Source organism: Microbacterium sp., from assembly GCF_040394595.1.
GTDB lineage: Bacteria > Actinomycetota > Actinomycetes > Actinomycetales > Microbacteriaceae > Microbacterium.
On the sequence record NZ_JBEBSA010000003.1, the window covers coordinates 246,234 to 268,431 of the forward strand.

19 protein-coding genes are annotated in these 22,198 nt (G+C 70.5%); 17 read left to right on the plus strand and 2 right to left on the minus strand.

Annotated elements, in window-relative coordinates; genetic code table 11:
* Nucleotides 1-609 carry a GrpB family protein gene (locus ABWO84_RS06365; RefSeq protein ID WP_353113671.1) on the minus strand — a complete coding sequence of 203 codons (609 nt, stop codon included), beginning with the start codon at nucleotides 607-609 and terminating at the stop codon, nucleotides 1-3.
* Nucleotides 610-709: 100 nt separating this feature from the next.
* Here ABWO84_RS06365 and efp point away from each other — a divergent pair, with 100 nt between their 5' ends.
* Both efp and nusB read left to right on the plus strand, forming a co-directional pair.
* Entirely contained in the window at nucleotides 710-1,273 is a 564-nt protein-coding gene (gene efp, locus ABWO84_RS06370; protein WP_353113672.1) for an elongation factor P, read from the plus strand.
* Nucleotides 1,274-1,275: 2 nt separating this feature from the next.
* A complete protein-coding gene (gene nusB / locus ABWO84_RS06375) occupies nucleotides 1,276-1,686 on the plus strand; it encodes a transcription antitermination factor NusB (protein WP_353113673.1) in 411 nt (136 codons plus the stop codon).
* 19 nt (nucleotides 1,687-1,705) lie between these two features.
* On the opposite strand, the gene ABWO84_RS06380 is transcribed toward nusB, so the two are convergent.
* Entirely contained in the window at nucleotides 1,706-2,698 is a 993-nt protein-coding gene (locus ABWO84_RS06380; RefSeq protein ID WP_353113674.1) for a DUF4349 domain-containing protein, read from the minus strand.
* A 175-nt stretch (nucleotides 2,699-2,873) separates the two neighbouring features.
* Here ABWO84_RS06380 and ABWO84_RS06385 point away from each other — a divergent pair, with 175 nt between their 5' ends.
* The 15 genes from ABWO84_RS06385 to fmt all read left to right on the plus strand — a co-directional run bounded on the left by ABWO84_RS06385 (nucleotide 2,874) and on the right by fmt (nucleotide 22,173).
* Nucleotides 2,874-5,810 carry a DEAD/DEAH box helicase gene (locus ABWO84_RS06385; protein ID WP_353113675.1) on the plus strand — a complete coding sequence of 979 codons (2,937 nt, stop codon included), beginning with the start codon at nucleotides 2,874-2,876 and terminating at the stop codon, nucleotides 5,808-5,810.
* Between the two features lie 70 nt (nucleotides 5,811-5,880).
* Nucleotides 5,881-7,449, plus strand: a complete 1,569-nt coding sequence (locus ABWO84_RS06390; RefSeq protein WP_353113676.1) for a Rieske 2Fe-2S domain-containing protein — start codon at nucleotides 5,881-5,883, stop codon at nucleotides 7,447-7,449.
* A complete protein-coding gene (locus ABWO84_RS06395) occupies nucleotides 7,449-7,979 on the plus strand; it encodes a GNAT family N-acetyltransferase (RefSeq protein WP_353113677.1) in 531 nt (176 codons plus the stop codon). Before ABWO84_RS06390 ends, ABWO84_RS06395 begins: the two co-directional genes overlap by 1 nt.
* Nucleotides 7,980-8,076: 97 nt before the next feature.
* Nucleotides 8,077-8,607, plus strand: a complete 531-nt coding sequence (gene pyrR / locus ABWO84_RS06400; protein WP_353113678.1) for a bifunctional pyr operon transcriptional regulator/uracil phosphoribosyltransferase PyrR — start codon at nucleotides 8,077-8,079, stop codon at nucleotides 8,605-8,607.
* Entirely contained in the window at nucleotides 8,604-9,569 is a 966-nt protein-coding gene (locus ABWO84_RS06405) for an aspartate carbamoyltransferase catalytic subunit (protein ID WP_353113679.1), read from the plus strand. Before pyrR ends, ABWO84_RS06405 begins: the two co-directional genes overlap by 4 nt.
* The gene (locus ABWO84_RS06410) at nucleotides 9,566-10,885 is read left to right on the plus strand and encodes a dihydroorotase (RefSeq protein WP_353113680.1); all 1,320 of its coding nucleotides are present in this window, start codon (nucleotides 9,566-9,568) and stop codon (nucleotides 10,883-10,885) included. Before ABWO84_RS06405 ends, ABWO84_RS06410 begins: the two co-directional genes overlap by 4 nt.
* Nucleotides 10,882-11,388, plus strand: coding sequence for a PH-like domain-containing protein (locus tag ABWO84_RS06415; RefSeq protein ID WP_353113681.1), 507 nt, complete (start codon nucleotides 10,882-10,884; stop codon nucleotides 11,386-11,388). Before ABWO84_RS06410 ends, ABWO84_RS06415 begins: the two co-directional genes overlap by 4 nt.
* Complete coding sequence (gene carA, locus ABWO84_RS06420) at nucleotides 11,385-12,584, plus strand: glutamine-hydrolyzing carbamoyl-phosphate synthase small subunit (RefSeq protein ID WP_353113682.1); 1,200 nt, start codon at nucleotides 11,385-11,387, stop codon at nucleotides 12,582-12,584. Before ABWO84_RS06415 ends, carA begins: the two co-directional genes overlap by 4 nt.
* Nucleotides 12,584-15,871, plus strand: coding sequence for a carbamoyl-phosphate synthase large subunit (gene carB, locus ABWO84_RS06425; protein WP_353113683.1), 3,288 nt, complete (start codon nucleotides 12,584-12,586; stop codon nucleotides 15,869-15,871). Before carA ends, carB begins: the two co-directional genes overlap by 1 nt.
* Nucleotides 15,868-16,731 (plus strand): orotidine-5'-phosphate decarboxylase, encoded by an 864-nt coding sequence (pyrF, locus tag ABWO84_RS06430; protein WP_353113684.1) that lies wholly within the window; start codon nucleotides 15,868-15,870, stop codon nucleotides 16,729-16,731. The genes carB and pyrF overlap by 4 nt, the downstream gene beginning before the upstream one ends.
* Entirely contained in the window at nucleotides 16,724-17,632 is a 909-nt protein-coding gene (gmk, locus tag ABWO84_RS06435) for a guanylate kinase (RefSeq protein WP_353113685.1), read from the plus strand. The genes pyrF and gmk overlap by 8 nt, the downstream gene beginning before the upstream one ends.
* Before the next feature lie 63 nt (nucleotides 17,633-17,695).
* Entirely contained in the window at nucleotides 17,696-17,950 is a 255-nt protein-coding gene (rpoZ, locus tag ABWO84_RS06440) for a DNA-directed RNA polymerase subunit omega (protein WP_353113686.1), read from the plus strand.
* Nucleotides 17,951-18,084: 134 nt separating this feature from the next.
* Complete coding sequence (metK, locus tag ABWO84_RS06445; RefSeq protein ID WP_353113687.1) at nucleotides 18,085-19,281, plus strand: methionine adenosyltransferase; 1,197 nt, start codon at nucleotides 18,085-18,087, stop codon at nucleotides 19,279-19,281.
* Nucleotides 19,281-21,221 carry a primosomal protein N' family DNA-binding protein gene (locus ABWO84_RS06450; RefSeq protein WP_353113688.1) on the plus strand — a complete coding sequence of 647 codons (1,941 nt, stop codon included), beginning with the start codon at nucleotides 19,281-19,283 and terminating at the stop codon, nucleotides 21,219-21,221. The genes metK and ABWO84_RS06450 overlap by 1 nt, the downstream gene beginning before the upstream one ends.
* A gap of 34 nt (nucleotides 21,222-21,255) precedes the next feature.
* Entirely contained in the window at nucleotides 21,256-22,173 is a 918-nt protein-coding gene (fmt, locus tag ABWO84_RS06455) for a methionyl-tRNA formyltransferase (RefSeq protein WP_353113689.1), read from the plus strand.
* The last annotated feature ends 25 nt before the right edge of the window (nucleotides 22,174-22,198 follow it).

Genomic DNA, 22,198 nt, shown 5'->3' on the forward strand with positions numbered 1-22,198 from the left:
TCACGGCTCCCGCACGCCCGCGGCGCGGAGCGCGGTCACCACGATCTCGCGCAGCACGACCTCCTTGCGCGCGTTGTACTGCGAGACGGTCTCCGCCGAGGCGGTGGCGAGCGCCGCGGCCTCCTGCTTGATCGCCGCGTAGCGACGACGGTCGCCGGCGTCCCTGCGGAGGTGGTCCCGGAGGATGAGGTGACGCCAGGTCTCGGGGGAGTCCGTGCCGAACACGTGCAGGTTGACCCGCGGCTCGGCGCGGCGCAGCATGCGGTGCCCGTGCCACCAGGGCTCCCGTACGGTGTGCTCCCAGCCGGCGGCGACGAGCGGCCGCACATATCCCGCCTCGTCGTCCGGGTCCGCCACCGTGAGGTCGATGTCGATGATCGGCTTGGCGGCGAGCCCGGGCACGGAGGTCGATCCGATGTGATCGATCCGGAGCACCCGCGCGCCCAGCACCTCGCGGATGCCGTCGGCGATCCGCCGGTAGACGTCCGGCCATCCCGGGTCGTAGGGCACGACGGCGATCGGAGCCCGGGACTGAGGCACGAGATACGGGGACACCCCCTCCGGCGCGGGGGGATCGGAGAAGGTCCGCAGGTCGTCGACGGTGGGCATGCTCTCGATGCTAGGCGCCGATCCCGTAGAATCTACTGTCGGCCGTGTTCCTTGCGGATCGGCGGCCACATGATCTTCCAACACGAACGGACACTTCCGCATGGCATCCACCGCAGACATCAAGAACGGCGTCGTCCTCAGCATCGACGGACAGCTCTGGAGCGTCGTGGAGTTCCAGCACGTCAAGCCGGGCAAGGGCGGGGCGTTCGTCCGCACCAAGCTGAAGAACGTCGTCACGGGCAAGACGGTCGACCGCACCTACAACGCCGGCGCGAAGATCGAGATCGAGAACGTCGACCGCCGTGACTTCACCTACCTCTACACCGATGGAGACGGCTTCGTCTTCATGGACGTCGAGGACTACGACCAGCTGACGGTCGGCGCCGCCACGGTGGGCGACGCGAAGAACTTCCTGCTCGAGAACCAGCAGGTCACGATCGCGCTCAACAACGGCAACCCGCTGTACATCGATCTCCCCGCCTCCGTGGTGCTGGAGATCACCTACACCGAGCCGGGCCTGCAGGGCGACCGTTCGTCGGCGGGCACCAAGTCCGCGACCGTCGAGACGGGCTACGAGATCCAGGTGCCGCTGTTCCTCGAGACCGGTACGAAGGTCAAGGTCGACACCCGCACGGGCGACTACCTCGGCCGCGTCAACGACTGATCTTGAGCGCCCGCACCAAGGCGCGCAAACGCGCGCTCGACATCCTCTTCTCGTCCGACGTCCGCGGTGACGACCTCGCCGTCACCCTCGCCGCCGAGGCGAAGCGCGCGGCGAACGAGCCCGCGCGCGAGGCGTCGTGGCTCTACGCCCGCGAGATCGTCGACGGGATCATCGATCACCGCGACGAGATCGACGAGCAGATCACCACGCACAGCCGCGACTGGAAGCTCGAGCGGATGCCCGCCGTCGACCGCGCCGTCCTGCGAATCGGCGCGTGGGAGATCCTGCACAACGACGGCGTGCCGACGGCGGTCGCGATCGACGAGGCGGTGGAGCTGGCCAAGGAGCTCTCCACCGACGAGTCGGGCGCGTTCGTCCACGGGGTGCTGGCGCGACTCGCACGCGCGAACTGACCCCGCCGCGCTCCGCGGATCAGCGAGGCGCGTCGTGCGGCGGCGCCTCTCCGCCCGTGGTCTCTCCGGACACCGGCGTCACTGTCACGGCGGAACGCGTCGACGGGTCCTGAGCGGGCCCGGGAACCATCGCCCGCGGCGCCGGAGGCATCGGGGCCCGCCCCGTCGCTCCTTCTGCCCCGCGGCGGCGCCGACGGCGCACGAGCCACACCGCGACGCCCGTGATCAACGCGATCACGATGAGCCAGGGCAGCGCGAACGCCACGGCCAGCCCCGTCGACGCCCAGAAGCCGGCGAACACCGTCCACCCAGCGGCGAGGGACTCGCCGAAGCTGCGCGGAGAGGCGGTCACCGGAGTCTCGTCGGAGAAGAGCACCACGGTCACCGTCGCCATGGACACCCTGTCGTCGAGTGCGCGCTGCTCGGCCTCCAGCTTCTCGAGCTCGGTCTGACGCTCGGAGATCGCCTTCTCCAGCTCGAGGAGGTCCGAGGTCTTCTGCGCGGTCGCCAGCCACCCCGTGTACCGGGCGATCGACGTCTGCAGGGTCTTGATGCGCGCATCGAGATCGCGACGGGAGGAGCTCACGTCCTCGGCCTCGAACGACGTCTCGGTGCGCGTGCCGAGCTCCGCCAGCGCGGTCCGCGCCTTGTCGAGTCCGTCGGCGGGGATCCTCAGCACCAGCTCGGCACGCGCCGTCCCGCCGGAGCGATCCCCGGCGCGCTCCCGGCGGCCGTCGATCCGCCCGCCGGCGTCGAGCGCGATCGTGCCGGCCTTGTCCGCGGCGACCAGGGGATCGTCGACGGAGATCAGCATCCGTCCGGTCGTGACGACGGCGGTATCGGAGGACTTCTCCGGTACCGCGCCCTCCACCGGCCCGCCGCCGCCTGCGGACTGCGCGCTGTCCCCCTGCGACCCGCTGTCCTGCACGCCGGGCATCGCGCAGCCCGCGAGGCCGAGGACGATCGCCGCCGCGACCGCCACGGTCGACAGTCCCCTTCGCATCCTGTGCATAGCGAAAGGCTAAGCGGGGTTCCCGGATCGCGGGGTCACGATCCGGGAAGGGTTGGGTAACGACCAGGCAACGGCCGCGGAGGGTCGTGTCCGAGGCGGCTGGCAGGATGGCATCCATGGCCTTCCCCCGCTCTCACGCCGCTCCGGCGCCGCGCCGTGCGGCAGGGGCGACCGCATGACGCCGTCCGGCGACGCCGGCCGGCAGGACTGGCGGCGGATCCTCGGGGCGACGAGACCGGCGTCCGAAGGGTCGACGGCGCTGGCGCTGGGCGTGGAGCTGCGCGTCCGAGAGCCGGATCCGAACCCGTGGGCGGCGCGCCGGGCCGTCGCCGCGGAGCCCCGCCGTCTCGCCTCGGGTCCGGCGGAGACGCTTCTCGCGGTGCGCCCCCTCGTGCGCAGCGACCGCACCGGAGCCTGGGTGCAGAGCGGTGTCGGCTGGGACGGGATCCGGAGCGAGGTCTTCCGGTTCGCGCCCGCCCAGCGACGGTGGTTCTCCGACCTCCTGGCGCTGTCCCGCGATTCGCTGCTCTCCGGAACCGCGGGGGACTGGCTTCCCCTCGACCACGTGGAGTCGGACCTCTTCTTCCCGCACCTGCGGAGGGCGCAGGCTCTCGGCATCCCGCTCGTCGCCACGCGGACGCACACGGACCTCGCGATCGCCGCTGAAGCCGCGGCAGGCCTCGAGCTGGTGCGCGACGATCACGGGATCCGGGTCGAGGCGCGCGTGATCGTCGACGGGGAGCGCGTGGAGCACTGCGGGCCGATCGGACAGTCGGGCGTCTACTCCTGGGCGCTCGTGGGGCAGCGGCTGAGGGTCGTGCTGGGCGAGGTCGCTCTCACGCCGGCGAGCCGGGCCGTGATCGCCGAGGGCGGTGCGGTGAGGATTCCGGCCGAGGACGAGGAAGGCTTCTTCGCCCTGACCTATCCGCGGCTCGCCCGGCAGCAGGAGGTCCTGGCGGGTACGGGCGTGACGCTGCCGCGCAGGGTCACCCCGGAGGCGCTGCTGTCCGTCTCCTTCCGCGAGGAGGACGTGCTCGACTTCCGCTGGGGATGGGAGTATCCCGGTCTCGGACGCTTCCCGCTGGCGCCGACCGACGACGCGGTGAGGGATGCGGAGGCCGAGAGCGCGGTGCGGGCGCGGTTCGAGCGCACCTGGGCCGCATGCGACGTGGTCCCGTTCGCGCCGGCCGGGGTCCTCCGCGAAGCCGACGCCGCCGAGTTCATGACCCGCGTCGTCCCCGCGATGGAGGGTCTCGGGGTCGAGGTGGTCGTCACCGGGACGGTCCGCGACTACGAGCAGCTCACCGGCGATCCCGAGATCACCGTCTCCACCGTCGAGAGCACCGACCCCGACTGGTTCGACCTCGGCTTCCTCGTGCGCATCGACGGACGGAGCATTCCGTTCCAGCCATTGTTCTCGGCGTTGTCGCAGCGCCGGAAGAAGATGCTGCTCGCCGACGGAGGATGGTTCTCGCTGGCACATCCGGCACTGGATCGGCTGCGAGAGCTGATCGACGAGGCGGCGTCTCTGGCGGAGTGGGAGACCGGGCCGAAGATCGCGCGCGACCAGTTGGCGCTGTGGGAGGATTTCGAGGACCTCGCCGACGAAGCCGTGCCGGCGGTCACCTGGCGTGCGGCGGTCGACGCCCTGAGATCGACCGAGCACGTTCCGGAGCGACCGGCGCCGGTGCGCCTCCAAGCCCGGCTGCGCCCCTATCAGCAGGCGGGCTACGAGTGGCTGTCCTTCCTGCGGGAGCATCGGCTCGGCGGGATCCTCGCCGACGACATGGGCCTCGGCAAGACGGTGCAGGTGCTCGCGATGATGCTCGACGCCCGCGAGCGGGGCGAGGAGAGGCCGTTCCTGGTGGTCGCCCCGACCTCGGTGCTCGGCGCCTGGCGCGAGCAGGCGCAGGAGTTCGCGCCATCGCTCACGGCCGAGATCGTCGAGAAGGCCCGACGCGGAGCCGTGCGCGGGGCCGCGGATCGCGCCGACCTGGTGATCGTCTCCTACACCGTGATGCGGCTGGCCGCCGAGGACTTCGCCGGCGAGGACTGGGCGGTCCTCATCCTCGACGAGGCGCAGTTCGTGAAGAACCCTGCCTCGCTCCAGCATCGCGCGGTCGCCGGCGTCCCCGCCGAGGTGACGTTCGCCGTGACGGGCACGCCGTTGGAGAACTCGCTCGCCGACCTCTGGGCGCTGCTGCAGCTGACCTCGCCCGGGCTGTTCCCCTCCGCCCGGCGGTTCCGGCAGGAGTACATCCATCCGATCGAGCAGGGGAAGGTGCCGGAGAACGCGGAGGGGAGCGGATTCCGCGCCGCTCGCATCGCGCGGCTGCGGCGGCGTGTGCGTCCCCTCATGCTGCGGCGGACCAAGGATGTCGTCGCGGCCGACCTCCCACCGAAGCAGGAGCAGGTGCTGCACGTCGAGCTGGGCCACGGTCACCGGGCGCTCTACGACACGGTGCTGCAGCGAGAACGGCAGAAGGTGCTCGGCCTGCTCGAAGACCTCGACCGCAACCGGTTCATCGTCTTCCGTTCGCTCACGCTCCTGCGCATGCTGAGTCTCGCGCCCGGTCTGATCGACGCCGAGGACGCGGGGCTCGGATCCCGGAAGCTCGACGTCCTGATCGAACGGCTCACCGAGCTCAGAGCGGAGGGACACCGTGCCCTGGTGTTCAGCCAGTTCACGTCGTACCTCGACCTGGCCGAGGAGCGGCTCGCGAAGGCCGGGATCACGTTCCGCCGGCTCGACGGCTCCACGAGACGGCGTTCGAAGGTGATCGAGGAGTTCCGGCAGGGGGACGACCCGGTCTTCCTGATCAGCCTCAAGGCGGGGGGATTCGGCCTCACGCTCACCGAGGCGGACTACGTCTTCCTTCTCGATCCGTGGTGGAACCCCGCGGCCGAGACGCAGGCCGTCGACCGCACCCACCGGATCGGTCAGGAGGACCAGGTCTTCGTCTACCGCCTCATCGCGACCGGCACGATCGAGGAGAAGGTCCTCGCACTGCAGCAGCGCAAGGCGCGCCTCTTCACGGCCGTCATGGATGATGAGGACCTCTTCGCCCAGACCCTGACGGCCGACGACATCCGGGCGCTGTTCGATCCATAGTCACGGCCGGGCGCACGGCTCTCACAGAGGGCCGCCGGTAGACTCTACGGGTTCGTACAGGAGGAGAGACATGCGGATCACGGGACTCGGCCACGCCGGAATGCTCATCGAGACGGTGGGCGGTTCCATCCTCTGCGACCCCGTCCTGGGGCCCTCGTTCTACGGCTCCTGGTTCCCGTTCCCCGACAACCGGGGCCTTGAATGGGAGAAGATCGGCAAGGCCGACTTCCTGTACATCTCGCACCGTCACCGCGATCACTTCGACCCCCGGCTGCTCGAGAAGTACGTCCCGAAGGACATCGAGGTGCTGCTGCCGGAGTACGTCACCGACGATCTCGAGACGGACATCCGCCGGCTCGGCTACGAGAACATTACCTATGCGCCGGCCGGCGGCGTGATCGAGCGCGGCGACCTGAAGATCATGATCACACCGCTGCGCGCGCCCAGCGACGGCCCCATCGGCGACTCCTCGCTCAGCGTGGACGACGGCACCGCATCGATCCTCAACCAGAACGACTCGCACCCCCTCGACCTCGAGAAGCTGCTGAGCTTCGGCAAGCCCGAGGCCTACTTCACCCAGGTGTCCGGCGCGATCTGGTGGCCGATGGTCTACGACCTGCCGATGGACGCCAAGCAGAACTTCGCCCGGCTCAAGCGTGAGGCGCAGAACAAGCGTGCGATGTACTACATCGAGAAGGTCGACGCGCCGCACGTCTTTCCGATGGCCGGACCGCCGATGTTCCTCCGCGACGACCTCTTCGACTTCAACGGCACCGGCCGCAACGGCGAGTCGATCTTCACCGATCAGAAGGAGTTCCTCGCGCACCTGAAGGAGCTCGCGCCGCAGTACGACGGACGGCTGTTCATCCCCGGCACGGTTGTGGAGATGAACCACGGCGAGATGACCGTGACCCAGTCGCTCTACAGCCAGGCCGAGATCGACCACATCTTCGACGAGAAGTGGGAGTACCTGGAGGAGCAGCGCGCGGCACGCCAGCAGGAGATCCGCGATGAGGAGGCGACCCGCGCCCCGGTCCTCCCCGCCGAGGAGATGCTCGCCGAGATCAAGGCGTGGTGGGAGCCGCTGCTCAAGAAGTCGCGCACCATCCGCAACGGCGTCGGCGGGAACGTCCGCTTCCGGATCGGCGACCTGGACATGGTCGTCGACTTCCCTCGGGCGAAGGTCCGCGAGTACGCGGGGGAGGAGTGCATCTACTGGTACACGATCCCCGCCGACCTCGTCTCGACGAACATCCGCGACCACGAGATCGACTGGTCCAACTCGATCTTCCTGTCGATGCAGTTCTCGGTCGGTCGCAGCGGCAAGTTCAACGAGTTCCTGACCACGTTCCTCAAGTGCCTCTCGAACGATCGCATCGAGTACGTCGAGAACTGGTACCAGGAGCAGACCGACCAGACCGAGGACGCCCAGATCGGCGACTGGCTGGTGCAGCGCCGCTGCCCGCACCTCCGCGCCGACCTCACCCGCACGGGGAAGATCGAAGACGGTGTGCTGACCTGCAGCATGCACGACTGGAAGTGGGACCTCAAGACGGGCAAGTGCCTCTCCTCGAGCGGCCACCCGATCCGTGCCGAGCACTGCCCGGTGACGGAAGAGGCCCTGCGCCCGGCGATCTGATGGCCGTCACGCGCCTCCGCGTGCTGACACTCGACGACGCGGCGGAGCTCGCGGCGATCGCACGCGAGAACGTCGCGCATCTCACTCCGTGGGATCCGTCCCGCGACCCGTCGTGGTTCACCGAGGACGGACAGCGCGCGGCCTTGGAGCCGCAGCTCGCGGCCTTCGACGCGGGAGCCGGCGTCCCTTTCGCGATCGTCGACGAGCACGATGAGATCGTCGGAAGGATCACCCTGAGCGGCATCATCCGCGGCGCGTTCCACTCGGCGAACCTCGGCTACTTCGTGCGGAGCGACAGGCTGAGGCGGGGACATGCCTCCGACGCGGTAGGACTCGCGGTCGAGCACGCCTTCTCTGACCTGGCGCTCCACCGCGTCGCCGCGGGAACGCTGCCCGAGAACACCGGCTCCCAAGCGGTTCTCCGGCGCAACGGATTCGAGCGCTACGGACTGGCTCCCGAATATCTGCGGATCAACGGCGCCTGGCGCGACCACATCCTGTTCCAGCGCCTCAATCCCGCGATGCCCTGAGACGCGCGGACGGTCATCGGAGCGCCGGGCGACTCGGTAGACTGAAGGCATCACGAACCTTTAACCCCGTCCTGTGAGGCGGAGAAGGGAGTGGCGTATGGCCGCACGGACAGTGCTGCAGGAAGCCGACATCGCGCGCGCTCTGACGCGCATCGCGCACGAGATCCTGGAATCGAACCGCGGAGCGGACGGAATCGTGCTGCTGGGGATCCCCACCCGGGGTGTGACCCTCGCCGAGCGGCTCGGTCAGCTCATCTCCGACATCGCCGAGACGCACATCCCGGTCGGGTCGCTGGACGTCACGCTGTTCCGTGACGACCTCGCGCAGCATCCGACCCGCAGTCCGAAGCGCACCGAGATCCCCGACGGCGGGATCGACGGCAGGACCGTCGTCCTCGTCGACGACGTCCTCTTCTCGGGGCGGAGCATCCGCGCCGCGCTCGACGCGCTCGGCTCGATCGGCCGACCCGCTGCCGTCCGTCTCGCGATACTGGTCGACCGCGGCCACCGCGAGCTGCCGATCCGCCCCGACTTCGTCGGCAAGAACATCCCGTCATCCCGGCAGGAGCGCGTGAACGTGCGGCTGACGGAGCTCGACGGCATCGATGGGGTGACGATCGAGGCATGAGACACCTGCTCGACACCCGCACCCTCGACCGGGAGACCGCGTTGCGGATCCTCGACGTCGCCGAGGACATGGCCGACACGCAGTCCCGCCAGGTGAAGAAGCTCCCGACGCTGCTCGGGAAGACCGTCGTCAACCTGTTCTTCGAGGACTCGACCCGCACCCGCATCTCCTTCGAGGCCGCCGCCAAACGGCTGTCCGCGGACGTCATCAACTTCGCCGCCAAGGGCTCCAGCGTCTCCAAGGGCGAGAGCCTCAAGGACACCGCGCAGACGCTGCAGGCCATGGGTGCCGACGCCGTGGTCGTGCGGCACTCCGCCTCCGGGGCTCCGCAGACGCTCGCGACGAGCGGCTGGATCTCGGCGGGCGTGGTCAACGCCGGCGACGGGACGCACGAGCATCCCACGCAGGCGCTGCTGGACGCCTTCACGATCCGCAAGCGCCGCTACGGCCTCGACAGCCGTGGCCGCGATCTCGCCGGTCTCCGCATCGCGATCGTCGGGGACGTGCTGCATTCCCGTGTCGCCCGCTCCAACGTGTGGCTGCTGACGACGCTCGGCGCGGAGGTCACGCTGGTGACGCCGCCCACGCTCGTCCCGCAGAACGTATCGCTGTGGCCCGTCACGGTGCGCTACGACCTGGATGAGGCGCTCGCGACCGGTCCGGACGCCGTGATGATGCTGCGCATCCAGCTCGAACGGATGAACGCCGCGTTCTTCCCGACCGAGCGGGAGTACGCCCGCCTCTGGGGCCTCGACGCCGTGCGCACGGCGGGGCTGCCCGGGACGAGTATCGTGATGCACCCGGGCCCGATGAACCGTGGCCTGGAGATCTCCAGCGAAGCCGCCGACTCCGCCAGTGCGACCGTGCTCGAGCAGGTCGCCAACGGAGTGTCGGTGCGAATGGCCGTGCTCTACCTGCTGCTGGCGGGGGAGCGCAACGACGATCGAGAGGGAGCGCAATGAGCGAGACGCTCGTCATCACCGGCGCCGCAGTGAACGGCGCGGACGCGACCGACATCGTGGTGGAGGACGGAGTCGTCGCCGAGATCGGCGCGGGGCTCAGCCGATCGGGTGCGCGCGTGATCGACGCCGCCGGGCTCGTCGCCCTTCCCGGACTGGTCGACCTGCACACGCATCTGCGCGAACCCGGGTACGAGGCATCCGAGACCGTGCTCACCGGTACCCGTGCGGCGGCGGCCGGAGGTTTCGCGGCGGTGTTCGCCATGCCGAACACCTCGCCGGTCGCCGATACCGCCGGCGTGGTGGAGCAGGAGCTCGCGCTCGGCGAGGCAGCGGGATACGCCACCGTGCAGCCGATCGGCGCGGTCACGGTGGGACAGAAGGGCGAGCGCCTCGCAGAGCTCGGCGCGATGGCCTCCTCCCGTGCGAAGGTACGGGTGTTCAGCGACGACGGCTTCTGCGTGTGGGATCCGCTGATCATGCGGCGTGCGCTGGAGTACGTGAAGGCCTTCGATGGCGTGATCGCCCAGCACGCGCAGGATCCCCGCCTCACGGAGGGCGCCCAGATGAACGAGGGCTCGGTCTCCGCCGAGCTCGGCCTGGCGGGGTGGCCCGCCGTCGCCGAGGAGTCGATCATCGCGCGCGATGTGCTGCTCGCCGAGCACGTCGGCTCGCGACTGCACGTCTGCCACCTGTCCACCGCGGGGTCCGTGGACCTGATCCGATGGGCGAAGAAGCGCGGCGTCGCTGTGACCGCCGAGGTCACACCGCACCACCTGCTGCTGACCGACGAGCTGGTGCGCGGCTACGACGCCCGGTACAAGGTGAACCCCCCGCTGCGCCGCGAGGAGGACGTGCTGGCCGTGCGCGAAGGCCTCGCCGACGGCACGATCGACATCGTCGCCACCGATCACGCGCCGCACCCGTCCGAGCACAAGGCCTGCGAGTGGCAGGCCGCCGCGAACGGCATGGTCGGCCTCGAGAGCGCTCTGCGCGTGGTGCACCAGTCGATGGTGCAGACCGGACTGCTCGGCTGGGCCGACGTCGCCCGTGTCATGAGCGCGGCTCCCGCGGGCATCGGCCGCCTCGACGGCTTCGGTGAGATCGCCGTCGGGCGTCCGGCGCACATCACGCTCTACGACGCGAGCGCCGAGGGCGTCTTCACCGAGGCCGATCTGCACGGACGCAGCCGCAACTCCCCGTATCTCGGTCGCGACCTGCCCGGCCGCGTGCAGTGGACGCTGCACGGCGGGGTCGTCACGGTCGCCGACGGGGTGCTCGTCGAAGGCCTCGACGACGGCGGGAGGGACCGGAAGTGAGCCGCGAACTCGCGATCACCGTCATGATCGTCGCCGCCCTTCTCGTGATCGCGGCGATGCTCTTCGCCTGGCGCGCGCGCCTGCGGAGGGACTCGGGCCTGACGGCACCCCTCGGAGTCCCGGAGCACGCCGACGTCACCGGCCGCGCCGAGGTCCTCTATGTCGCCACCACACGTCACGAGCAGCCGCTCGAACGCATCGCCGTGAAGCCGCTCGTCTACCGCGCCCGCGGTGAGCTGGTGCTCACCGATCGCGGCGCGGCGCTGAGCCTCGACGGGGCGCCGACCGTGTTCCTCGCCTCGGACCGCCTCGTCTCGGCCGACCTGGCCACCGTCACCATCGACCGCGTCGTCGAGCCCAACGGCCTCGTCCGCATCGTCTGGCGCATCGCCGATGGGACGCTCGTCGATTCCTATCTGCGCGTCGCCGATGGCGGCCCGCACACCGTCCTCGCCGCCCTGCAGCGCCTCTGCGCCGCACCGGAGTCTGGAGCATCCGCATGACCCGCATCCCCGAACCCGCCGTGCTCGTCCTCGAGGACGGATCCCGCTATCCCGGCCGCGCCTACGGTGCGACCGGGGTCACCCTCGGCGAGGTCGTCTTCGCCACCGGGATGTCCGGGTATCAGGAGACACTGACCGACCCCTCGTACGCGGGGCAGATCGTGCTCCAGACCGCACCGCACATCGGCAACACCGGCATGAACGACGAGGACCCGGAGTCCCGCCGCATCTGGGTCGCCGGCTACATCGTGCGCGACCCCTCGCGGGTCGTCTCGAACTGGCGCGCCGACGAATCCCTCGACGACGCGCTCGTGCGTGACGGCATCGTGGGGATCAGCGGCGTCGACACGCGCGCGATCACCCGCCACATCCGTTCCGCGGGCTCGATGAGGGGCGGCATCTTCTCGGGCGAGGAGGCGCACCTCGACGCCCGTGAGCAGCTCCGCCGCATCACGGATGCGCCCGAGATGGCGGGCCAGAACCTCTCGGCGCAGGTCTCGGTCTCCGAGGCCGCCGTGACGCCGGCGGTGGGGGAGCGCATCGGCAACCTCGCCGTGCTCGACCTCGGGGTCAAGCAGGCGACGCTCGACAACCTCGCCGCACGAGGCTTCGAGGTGCACGTGCTGCCGCAGTCGTCGACCTTCGCCGACATCACGGCGATCGACCCGGTCGCGGTCTTCTACTCCAACGGCCCCGGAGACCCGTCGGCCTCCGACGCACAGGTCGCGGTGCTGCGGGAGGTGCTCGACGCCAGGCTGCCCTATTTCGGGATCTGCTTCGGCAACCAGCTCTTCGGACGTGCGCTCGGGCTCGGCACGTACAAGCTCACCTTCGGCCACCGCGGGATCAACCAGCCGGTGCTCGACCGGGCCACGGGCCGCGTGGAGATCACCGCGCACAACCACGGCTTCGCGGTCGAGGCGCCCCTGGAGGGCTCCTTCGACAGCCCGAACGGCTACGGCAAGGTCGAGGTGAGCCACGTCGGCCTCAACGATCAGGTGGTCGAAGGGCTCCGCGCGTTCGATATCCCCGCCTTCTCGGTGCAGTACCACCCTGAGGCGGCCGCCGGCCCGCACGACGCCAACTATCTCTTCGACCGGTTCGCAGAGCTGGTCCGCCAGGACCTGCGGGGCAGGTCGGGCGAGCACAGCGAGTCGAAGCCCAGCGCCGACGCGAACCAGAACGGAACCAAGTAATGCCCAAGCGCGACGACATCCGCTCCGTCCTCGTCATCGGCTCCGGCCCGATCGTCATCGGCCAGGCCTGCGAGTTCGACTACTCGGGCACCCAGGCGTGCCGTGTGCTCCGCGAGGAGGGCGTGCGCGTCATCCTCGTCAACTCCAACCCGGCGACGATCATGACCGACCCGGACTTCGCGGACGCGACCTACATCGAGCCGATCACCCCCGAGGTCATCGAGACGATCATCGCGAAGGAGAAGCCCGACGCGATCCTCCCGACCCTCGGCGGGCAGACCGCGCTGAACGCGGCCATGGCGCTGCACGAGCGCGGGATCCTCGAGAAGTACGACGTCGAGCTCATCGGGGCCAAGGTCGATGCCATCAAGAAGGGCGAGGACCGCCAGATCTTCAAGGAGCTCGTGATCGAGGCGGGCGCCGACGTGGCCGACTCGGTGATCTGCCACTCGATGGACGAGCTCCTCGCCGGAGCCGAGAAGCTCGGCTATCCGCTGGTCGTCCGTCCGTCCTTCACCATGGGCGGACTGGGCTCGGGCTTCGCCTACGACGAGCAGGACCTCCGCCGCATCGGCGGCGCGGGCCTGCACGACTCGCCGACCAACGAGGTGCTCCTCGAGGAGTCGATCCTCGGCTGGAAGGAGTACGAGCTCGAGCTCATGCGCGACACCGCGGACAACACGGTCGTGGTGTGCTCGATCGAGAACGTCGACCCGGTCGGGGTCCACACCGGCGACTCGATCACGGTGGCGCCGGCCCTCACCCTCACCGACCGCGAGTACCAGCGACTGCGGGACATCGGGATCGACATCATCCGCGCGGTCGGGGTGGACACCGGCGGCTGCAACATCCAGTTCGCGGTCAACCCGGAGAACGGTCGCATCATCGTCATCGAGATGAACCCGCGCGTGTCGCGGTCGAGCGCGCTGGCCTCGAAGGCGACCGGGTTCCCGATCGCCAAGCTCGCCGCGAAGCTCGCGCTCGGCTACCGGCTCGACGAGATCCCGAACGACATCACGGGCGTCACACCGGCGAGCTTCGAGCCCACGCTCGACTACGTCGTCGTGAAGGTGCCGCGGTTCGCGTTCGAGAAGTTCCCGGCGGCGGACCCGACTCTCACGACCACCATGAAGTCGGTGGGCGAGGCCATGGCGATCGGCCGCAACTACGCGACCGCACTGCAGAAGGCGCTGCGCTCGCTCGAGAAGCGCGGATCGAGCTTCCACTGGGGTGACGAGCCCCGTTCGGTCGAGGAGCTGCTCGAGATCTCGAAGACGCCCACCGACGGTCGGATCGTCGTGCTGCAGCAGGCGCTGCGCAAGGGTGCGACGATCGAGCAGGCCTTCGAGGCCACGGCGATCGACCCCTGGTTCCTCGACCAGATCGTCCTCATCAACGAGGTGGCGGACTTCGTCGCGCAGGCGGCCGAGCTCGACGCGGAGACGATCCGGTACGCGAAGGAGCACGGTTTCTCGGATGCGCAGGTCGCCGAGCTCCGTGGCATCCCCGAGCAGGAGGTGCGGGGCATCCGGCACGGTCTGGGCGTCCGCCCGGTCTTCAAGACCGTGGACACCTGCGCGGGGGAGTTCCCCGCGCTGACCCCCTACCACTACTCGAGCTACGACTTCGAGACCGAGGTCGCGCCGTCCGACCGCACCAAGGTCGTCATCATCGGATCCGGACCGAACCGCATCGGCCAGGGCGTCGAGTTCGACTACTCCTGCGTGCACGCCTCCTTCGCCCTCTCCGCCGCCGGCTTCGAGACGGTGATGGTGAACTGCAACCCCGAGACCGTGTCGACCGACTACGACACCTCTGACCGCCTGTACTTCGAGCCGCTGACCCTCGAAGACGTCCTCGAGGTGCTCGACGCGGAGGCCGCGAGCGGCACGATCCTCGGCGTGGTCTGCCAGCTCGGCGGTCAGACGCCGCTGGGCCTCGCCAAGGGCATCGAGGCCGCCGGGTACCGCGTGCTCGGCACCAGCCCCGAGGCCATCGACCTGGCGGAGGAGCGCGAGCTGTTCTCCCGCCTGCTCGACGAGGCGGGTCTCACCGCCCCGCGCAACGGCACCGCGATCGATGTCGAGGGCGCCGTGCGGGTGGCCGAGGAGATCGGCTACCCGGTGCTCGTGCGACCCAGCTTCGTGCTCGGCGGACGCGGGATGGAGATCGTCTACGACACCGCGTCGCTGCGCGACTACTTCGTGCGCACCGCCGGCGAGGTCATCATCGAGGAGGGCAAGCCCCTGCTCGTCGACCGGTTCCTCGACGATGCGATCGAGATCGACGTGGACGCGCTCTACGACGGCACCGACCTGTTCATCGGCGGGATCATGGAGCACCTCGAGGAGGCCGGCATCCATTCCGGCGACTCGAGCTGCACGCTGCCCCCGGTCTCCCTCGGCCGCACCGAGATCGACCGGGTGCGCGCCGCGACGCTCGCGATCGCGGAGGGCGTGGGCGTGCGAGGACTGCTGAACGTGCAGTTCGCGGTGAGCGCGGGCGTGCTCTACGTGATCGAGGCGAACCCTCGGGCGAGCCGCACCGTGCCGTTCGTGTCGAAGGCGCTGGGCATCGCGCTGGCGAAGGCCGCGAGCCGCATCATGGCGGGCGCGACGATCGCCGAGCTGCGCGAGGAGGGCCTCCTGCCCGAGCTGGACGGCTCGCGCATCCCGCTCGACGCTCCGGTGGCCGTCAAGGAGGCCGTCCTGCCGTTCAAGCGCTTCCGCACCCGCGACGGCAAGACGGTCGACTCCGTGCTCGGCCCGGAGATGCGCTCGACCGGTGAGGTGATGGGCATCGACCGCGACTTCCCGACGGCCTTCGCGAAGAGCCAGGCGGCGGCGTACGGCGGCGCGCCGACCGAGGGGACGGTGTTCATCTCGGTCGCGGACGCGGACAAGCGCGCGGTGATCCTGCCGGCCCATCGCCTGCAGCAGCTCGGCTTCACGATCGTCGCCACCGAGGGCACCGCCGAGATCCTCTCGCGCAACGGCATCGCCGTGTCCGTCGTGGAGAAGTTCAGCGCGACCCAGGAGACCGGGGCGAAGAACATCGTCGACCTGATCAACGACGGGGCGATCGACATCGTCGTGAACACCCCGAGCGGGGGAGCGGCGCGCGCGGACGGCTACGAGATCCGGGCGGCGGCGGTGGCCGCGGACAAGGCCCTCTTCACCACCATCGCCACGCTCGGCGCTGCCGTGAGCGGGATGGACGCCGCGGGCAAGGGCTTCGAGGTGCGCAGCCTGCAGGAGTACGAGGCCGACCGGAAGGCGTCGGCGTGACCGCATCCTTCGGTGTGCGGCTGAGGGCCGCCCTCGACGCGCACGGTCCGCTGTGCGTCGGGATCGACCCGCACGCCGCGCTCCTGGAGAGCTGGGGCCTGGGTCAGGACGCCGAGGGCGTCCGCACCTTCGGCCTGGCGGTGGTCGAGGCGTCCGCGGGACGGGTCGCGGCGATCAAGCCGCAGGTCTCGTTCTTCGAGCGCTTCGGATCCCGCGGCTTCGCCGCGCTCGAGGACGTGCTCTCCGCGGCCCGCGGAGCGGGCCTTCTCGTGGTCGCGGATGCGAAGCGCGGCGACATCGGCACGACGATGGCGGGTTACGTCTCCGCGTGGCTCGAACCGGACTCGCCGCTCGAGGCGGATGCGCTGACCGTGAGCCCGTACCTCGGTCCGGACTCTCTGCGCGAGACCATCGGCGCGGCCGTGCGCGCCGACAAGGGTCTGTTCGTCCTGGCGGCGACGAGCAACCCCGAGGCCGCGGCGCTGCAGACCGCGCGCACGATCGACGTCGAGGCGGCGGAGGACCAGTCGGTGGCGCACCGGGTGGCGCGCGACGTCACCTGGGCGAACCGATCCACCGTCTTCGGCGGAGGGCTCGGGCCGATCGGCCTCGTGATCGGGGCCACGGTCGACCTCGGAGAACGGGGGCTGGACGACGAGGTGCTCGCGGGCACGCCGATCCTCGCCCCGGGCTTCGGCGCACAGGGCGCCTCTCCGGGTGATCTCCTCACGCGTTTCGGTACGCTTGCAGGGAACGTGCTGGCCAGTGAGAGCCGCAGCATCCTCGGCGCCGGTCCGGACCGGATCGCCGACACGATCATCGAGCGCGCAGCGCTCTATCAGGAGGTACTGGGTGGGTGAACGACGCTCCGTCCCCGACGTCGACCGAGCAGCGGCCGCACGGCGCGCGGTGGAGCGACGGCGTGCCCGGGCGTCCCTGAAGAGGGACATCGCGACCCGGGTCGTCACGCCGCAGGACGTGCTGGGGACCGCCGTCGCCGAGGCCGACTCCGTGGCGGGGTCGATGCGCGTCACGGACTTCCTCATGGCGCTGCCGGCGATCGGCGCGGGGAAGAGGGACCGCGTCCTCCAGGAGCTGCACATCGCGCCGGTGAAGAGGCTCGGCGGGCTCGGCGTCCGCCAGGTCGCCGGTCTCTCCGCCTGGCTCGACGACCGCTTCCCGGTCACGGCTCCGCGCTCGGGGCGCAGCCGTCTGCTCGTGCTCGCGGGCCCGACGGCCGTGGGCAAGGGGACGGTCGCCGCGCGCATCCGCGAGCAGCATCCCGAGATCCACCTGTCCGTCTCCGCCACGACACGCGCACCGCGCCCGGGCGAGATCGACGGCGTGCACTACTTCTTCGTGGACGACGCCGAATTCGACCGCCTGATCGCGGACGGCGAGCTGCTCGAATACGCCGTCGTGCACAACAAGCACCGCTACGGCACACCGCGGGGCCCGGTCGACGCCGCCCTCGCCGGAGGCAAGACCGTGCTGCTCGAGATCGATCTGCAGGGCGCCCGCCAGGTACGCGCCGCCGAGCCGTCCGCCACACTGGTGTTCCTTCTCCCTCCATCGTGGGACGAGCTGGTGCACCGTCTCATCGGGAGGGGCACCGAGGACGCCGAGGAGCGGACCCGCCGGCTGCGCACCGCGAAGGTCGAGCTGGCCGCCCAGAACGAGTTCGATCACCGTGTAGTGAACGAGGACGTCGCCACTGCGGCCCGGGAGGTCGTAGAATTGGCTCAGGGCGTGGCGCGCTGAGGGTCTCGCGCGCCCGCCGAACCGACTTCGCGACAACCCGTCGCCCGATCAGGAGGTCCCACTGTGGCCGGTAGCAACCAGGGAATCATCGATCCCCCCATCGACAATCTGCTGGAGCGCGTCGACTCCAAGTACGAGCTCGTCATCTACGCGTCCAAGCGCGCGCGCCAGATCAACGACTACTACTCGGATCTGCACGAGGGCAACCTCTTCGACAACGTCGGCCCGCTGGTCGACTCCTCGGTCGAGGACAAGCCGCTGACGATCGCCCTGCACGAGATCAACGAGGACAAGCTCCGCATCCGCCACGCGGAGTGAGAGCAGCCCTCTCGGAGCCGTCGTCATCCTGAAGCAGGATGTCGGCGGCTCCGTCCATACTGGGACCATCCCCGCCTCTCCGTGCGCGTCACACCCGCGTGCGGAGCATCACGCCCGCAACCGATGGAGCACCGATGAGCGCCCTGCGCCTGTTCACGTCCGAGTCCGTGACCGAAGGACACCCCGACAAGATCTGCGACCAGATCTCGGACAGCATCCTGGACGGGCTGATCGCCAAGGACACCTCCTCGCGGGTCGCCGTCGAGACGCTGGTGACCACGGGGCTGGTGCACGTGGCGGGTGAGATCCGCACCGAGGCCTATGTCGACATCCCCACGATCGTCCGTGACGTGGTCAACGGCATCGGCTACACCTCGAGCGAGTACGGTTTCGACGGCTCGTCCTGCGGTGTGAGCGTCTCGGTGGGGGAGCAGTCCACCGACATCGCGCACGGCGTCGACAACGCCTCCGAGCAGCGCGACGGCGGTTCTGTCGACCCGCGCGACGCCCTCGGCGCGGGCGATCAGGGGATCATGTTCGGCTACGCGACCAACGAGACGCCGCAGCTCATGCCGATGGCAGCGTGGACGGCACACCGCATCGCTGAGCGTCTCACGGAGGTGCGCCGCTCCGGCCTGCTCCCGTATCTCCGGCCCGATGGGAAGACCCAGGTGACCCTCGGTTACGAGGGGGCGACGCCGAAGACGGTGGACGCGGTCGTGCTGTCGACCCAGCACCACCCGGACGTGCCGCTGGAGGATCTCCGCGCCCAGGTGCGGGAGCTCGTGATCGACCCCGTGCTCGCGCAGACCGGGCTCGACCTCTCCTCCGAGCTGAGCTACTACATCAATCCCGCCGGCCCGTTCGTGATCGGCGGCCCCAAGGGGGACGCCGGGCTCACCGGCCGGAAGATCATCATCGACACCTACGGCGGCGCGGCGCGTCACGGCGGCGGCGCCTTCAGCGGCAAGGACCCGTCCAAGGTCGACCGTTCCGGCGCCTACGCGATGCGCTGGGTCGCGAAGAACGCGGTGGCCGCAGGGCTCGCCGATCGGCTCGAGGTGCAGGTCGCGTACGCGATCGGCGTCGCGCACCCGGTCGGCCTGTACGTCGAGACCTTCGGCACCGGCAAGGTGGCGGACGAGGTGATCACCCGGGCGATCACCGAGGTCTTCGATCTCCGCCCGCAGGCCATCATCGAAGAGCTCGACCTGCTGCGCCCGATCTACGCGAGGACGGCGGCCTACGGCCACTTCGGACGAGAGCTGCCGGAGTTCACCTGGGAGCACACCACCCGGGCCGACGAACTCCGGCGCGCCGCCGGGATCTGATGGCGGCCGGGTCGCGGCGCATCGCGCGGGTGCTGATCGACTCGCCGTTGCCTCAGCTCGATCGGCTGTTCGACTACGCCCTCCCCGATGAGCTCGGAGAGGTGGAGTGCGGCGTCCGTGTCAAGGTGCCGCTGCGAACCGCGGGACGCGTGATCGACGGCTACGTCGTGGAGGTCGCCACGGAGGACGATGCGTCCCGTGCGCTCTCCGTCGTGGAGTCGATCGTGTCGCCGGTCGTCGTGCTGCCCGACCGGCTGTACCGCCTCGCCCGTCGCGCTGCCGACCGGGCTGCCGGATCGGCGGCCGATGTGCTGCGCCTCGCGATCCCGAAGCGGCAGGTCAGAGCGGAGAAGGCCTGGAGCCCCGTGTCCGATGCGCCTCAGGCCGCTTCGGAGAGCCTGGCGGAGGCGGAGCGGACGCTCGCCCGCTATGCGGGGCTCGTCGACGTGCTGGACGAGGGCGCACGGGCAGCGGTGGAGGCTATCCCCGAGATGGAGGAGGGGCTGCCGCACGCGATGCGGATGCTCGCGGCGGCCGCTGCGCGCACCCTCGCCTCCGGGCGTTCGACGGTGCTCGTGGTGCCGGACAAGCGTGACGAGGATCGGCTGCTCACCGCACTCGGCGCCCTCCTTCCCGATGAGGCGATCGTGCGGCACGATGCCCGCCAGACGAACCCCGACCGCTATCGCGCCTTCCTCCGCACTCTGAGCGAGGCGCCGTGCGTCGTCGTCGGCAACCGCTCTGCGGTGTATGCGCCCGTCGTCGCCGGCCTCATCGCGGTGTGGGACGACGGCGACCCCCTTCTCGCCGAACCGCTCACCCCGTACGTGCACGTGCGCGACGCGGCGCAGCTGCGCCAGGAGCTGGAGGGCAGTGCACTGCTCTTCGTCGGTCACACGCGGACGACCGATGTGGAGCGCCTGGTGCGCGGGGGCTGGTTCCGCGACGTGCGCGCCCTTCGCCGCGCGACCCCGAAGGTGGTGCTCAGCACGCCGCAGGAGCTGGAGAGGCTGGCACAGCGCATGCCGTCGAGCGCCTTCGCGGCCGCGAGGGACGCCGTGGCGACCGGACCCGTCCTCGTGCAGGTGTCCCGCCCCGGCTTCGCGCCTTCCCTCGTGTGCGCGTCTTGCCGTGCCCCTGCGCGCTGCGCCCACTGCGGCGGCCCCCTCGGCGCGCGACGCCGGGGGGCGGTCCCGGTGTGCGCCTGGTGCGGCCGTTCGGCGAACGCCTGGCACTGCCCCGTCTGCGAGTCACCGCAGGTGCGGCTGGCCTCATCGGGCAGCGAGCGCACCGCCGACGAGCTGGGGCGGGCGTTCCCCGGGGTCCCGGTGATCGTCTCGGACGGCACTCACATCGTCGAGCAGGTCGGTCCGAAGCCCGCGCTGGTGATCGCCACCCGGGGCGCGGAGCCGCTGGCCGACGGCGGATACCGGGCGGTCGTCCTGCTCGACGGCGCGCGGATGCTCCAGGCCCCCGATCTGAGGATCGGGGAGTCGTGTCTGCGGTGGTGGTCCAACGCGGCCGCGCTGGCGGCGCCGGGCGCCCCGGTGCATCTCGTGGGCGTCGACGGCCCGGTGGCGCGCGCCCTCGCGACCTGGACCCAGAACGGTTATGCGGCGGCGGAGCTGGAGGCCCGGGCGCCGCTGCACATGCCGCCGGTGACCCGGGTCGCCCAGCTCGACGGACTGCCCGCCGTCGTGCGAACGGCGCTGGACTCCGTGCGCGAGCTGGGCATCCCCGCCGAGGCGGTGCTCGGTCCCGTCCCCCTGGAGGGGGGCGACGGCAAGGTCCGGGCCCTCGTCCGCTTCGGGTACGGCGCCGGCGCGGCGGTGGCATCCGCTCTGCGCGCCGCCGTCGTCTCCGACGCCTCCCGTCATCGGAGGGCGAGAGGGCGAGCCGGGCTGAGCCTGCACCTCGATATCCTCGAACCAGACATCTGAGCCCCGCGCTCTCGAACCATCCGGAGTACCTTTCATGCGTCTCGTCTTCGCCGGCACCCCCGAGCCGGCCATACCGACCCTCCGCGCCCTCGCCGCGCGGCACGAGATCGTCGCCGTGGTGACGCGCCCCGATGCTCCTCTCGGTCGCAAGCGCGTGCTGACTCCGTCGCCGGTGGCGCGGGCGGCGGCGGACCTGGATCTGCCTGTGCTCAAGGCGGCCCGGCTCGATGAGCGGGTCACTGAGGAGATCGCGGCGCTTCAGCCGGAGCTCGGGGTGATCGTCGCCTACGGCGGCCTGGTGCGCGAACCCCTCCTGTCCGCCCCCGTGCACGGATGGATCAATCTGCACTTCTCGCTGCTCCCGCGCTGGCGCGGCGCGGCGCCGGTCCAGCGGGCGCTGATCGCCGGCGACCCCGAGGTCGGGGTGAGCGTGTTCCAGCTCGTCCCCGAGCTCGACGCCGGCGATGTGTTCGGCATGCGCGCCGTCGCCCTCGCCCCGGAGACCACCGCGGGCGACGCGCTGGAGGTGCTCGCCGCGGACGGTGCCGCGCTCACGCTCGATGTCGTCGCCGGGATCGCGGAGGGGACCGCACGTGCGGAGGCGCAGTCCGGTGAGCCGACCTTCGCGCCCAAGATGGGGATCGATGACGGCATGCTCGACTGGTCGGCGCCGCTGGAGTCCGTGTTCTCCCGCTTCCGTGGTGTGACCCCCGAGCCCGGGGCACACACCACGGTCGGCGGCGAGCGTCTCAAGGTGCTGTCCGCAGCGCCGGCGCTGGACGCGGCGCCGCTCGCCCCGGGCGAGATCGCCGGGGAGAAGACCCGGATCCTGATCGGCACAGGCAGCCGGCCGCTCGCCGTCAGCCGTGTGCAGCCCGCGGGCAAGGGCGTCATGGCGGCGGCCGACTGGTGGCGCGGACAACGGTCCGAGGGATTGCGAGCGGGCTCATGAGCCGCGACGGCGGCCGCCGCGGGCT